A 1,899-nucleotide genomic window follows, 5' to 3' on the forward strand; every position below is an offset into this window, starting at 1 on the left:
TATGTGAAAATTTACATAAAATGGAATTGAGGATCGCTTCGCGTAAAGCAGGTTCGGGGTATTCAAGTTCTTCAATGCGTTGCAAACCCTCATAACGTATTGGAGAGACCAGGTACTTGCTTCGAAGTATGTCCATAACCTTATCGGCCATTTCAATCAGGTTACCTTCCACTATATCTTGAAATCTCAAGTCGGCATCAGACTCTCCGAACTTACCGATCTTAAAATAGGAGGTCGTAAAGTATTTTTGGGGATTATGGCTGAAAAGAAGTAATGCGGCATTTTTCGGGTTACCTTCATCGTTCACCAAATGTAGATTTTTTAACAGGGTTATGGTATCTTCCTTGGCTGCACCAGGAGTAATTCTATTACTCTTTAGTGCTTTTTGAAGAAAATACTTTACAGCTTTTTCGTCAATATCTTTAATGGAAGCATTGGCAGGAGTAATAGCATCCCAGGTTTTTCCTGTTCGCCTCAAAATGAATTCATTCAGTGATGGTCCCTTCAACTCCTGTAAAGTTGTTCCTGTACGGACATAGTATTTACTTCTGAATGAAATAGGGACATCATAGCGAGGAACAATGATTTCAAGGTAATAAGCCTGTGTTTTACTAACTACACCATCGGTTGATCAGATGGGTATTGAACAAGTATACAAGTCTCAAAGTGAGTAAAGTCAAGGCGGTCATGTGGCTCAAGCGACTATCTGCTTCCTATCCGAACCTATTCTATCATTGGGAATTGGGGAACAATTTGGTGTGCCATACAGCTTCGAAGAACGGCTGCAAAAGCTGAAAGAAATATGGGTGGGCTGGGTGAACAACTACCGGCTGGCAAGTATTCACGCAAAGCTCAAACAAATCGATGAGTGGTTGAGAAACTGGCTCAGATACTGTATATGGCATGATTGGAAGAAGCCAGAAAGGAAGCGTAAAAACCTGATTAGGTTAGGTGTGCCTGAAAACCAGGCCTATGCCTGGAGCAGAACAAGAATGGGAGGCTGGGCAGTAGCCCAAAGTCCCATACTCGGAACTACTATTAACTTGGCACGCCTACGAAGAAAAGGTTACGAGAGCATGCTGGATTACTCTGGCACCTCCATCATAGACAACACCCACCAGAATTTCTTTAAACCTTGGATCTTCTTGATAGGTCACAATGAAGTCATCTACATGCGGCCTATAAGTGTTGAAAAGCTCATTTGCTTTTGATTTAAGATTCTTAGAACCAGGAGGGCCATAAACCACCATTCCAAGGCTACCAGATTTTCCTGTATGCATACCAACATCACCAGCATTGCCAGGAATGGCGCTCTTGTAATTGGTCAAACCATTGTTCTTTACAATCTTGGCATTGTCATTGAAGGCAACAAGATTGCTTTGCGCCTTCGTACCAAACACACTGGCAGCCACAATCGTGAGTCCTAATGCTGTTTTCTTCAATGCATTCATAATTTTATCCTTCTTTAAGCGATCCCTTATACCATAGATTCCGCTGGTGTTGCAACTGCTTATATTCATTTCGTTAAGATTTTTAAGATTTTGGAATTAGAAAAAGTCAATGTTCTCGATCAGGAACACTGACTGGCAATGATGAGAATAATGACAATAGCGACCACCCAGCCCCACCAATCGTTATTTCCCTTTACTTTCTGATAATGATCCGTCTGTCCAACCTTTCTATATTTTGTCATGTTTATTTTGATTTAATTTTCAATTTATTATTCGAGTGCAGTTACAAGCAAATCCCATAGGAACTGCCTGATAGAAGCATTGATTATTACAAACACCAGCTTCACTTTTCTTGCTACTCATAACTTATCAAGTGTAGATGTAGCCTTTACCTAAACAGGTGGGACAATCGTTTTTATGCCCGGTCAGCTTCTTCATAAAACCGCTT

The 1,899-nt window shown here is 40.9% G+C and carries 2 protein-coding genes and 2 pseudogenes; 1 reads left to right on the plus strand and 3 read right to left on the minus strand.

Annotated elements, in window-relative coordinates; translation table 11 throughout:
• Window positions 1–508, minus strand: a pseudogene (locus AC04NP_RS30420) (ATP-binding protein); the annotation flags it as partial.
• 250 nt (window positions 509–758) lie between these two features.
• Between AC04NP_RS30420 and AC04NP_RS30425 the strand changes: the two are divergent.
• A pseudogene (locus AC04NP_RS30425) lies at window positions 759–929 on the plus strand (group II intron maturase-specific domain-containing protein); the annotation flags it as partial.
• A gap of 123 nt (window positions 930–1,052) precedes the next feature.
• Here AC04NP_RS30425 and AC04NP_RS30430 read toward each other — a convergent pair.
• Both AC04NP_RS30430 and AC04NP_RS30435 read right to left on the minus strand, forming a co-directional pair.
• A complete protein-coding gene (locus AC04NP_RS30430) occupies window positions 1,053–1,520 on the minus strand; it encodes a hypothetical protein (RefSeq protein WP_482863897.1) in 468 nt (155 codons plus the stop codon).
• Window positions 1,521–1,570: 50 nt separating this feature from the next.
• A complete protein-coding gene (locus AC04NP_RS30435) occupies window positions 1,571–1,693 on the minus strand; it encodes a hypothetical protein (RefSeq protein WP_482863896.1) in 123 nt (40 codons plus the stop codon).
• Between the last annotated feature and the right edge of the window lie 206 nt (window positions 1,694–1,899).

Source organism: Agaribacillus sp. DX54, from assembly GCF_056858335.1.

Excerpts from the sequence above, each read along its gene's own strand:
- AC04NP_RS30430 (WP_482863897.1), bottom strand. The coding sequence starts at position 1,520 with ATGAATATAAGCAGTTGCAACACCAGCGGAATCTATGGTATAAGGGAT.
- AC04NP_RS30435 (WP_482863896.1), bottom strand. The coding sequence starts at position 1,693 with ATGACAAAATATAGAAAGGTTGGACAGACGGATCATTATCAGAAAGTA.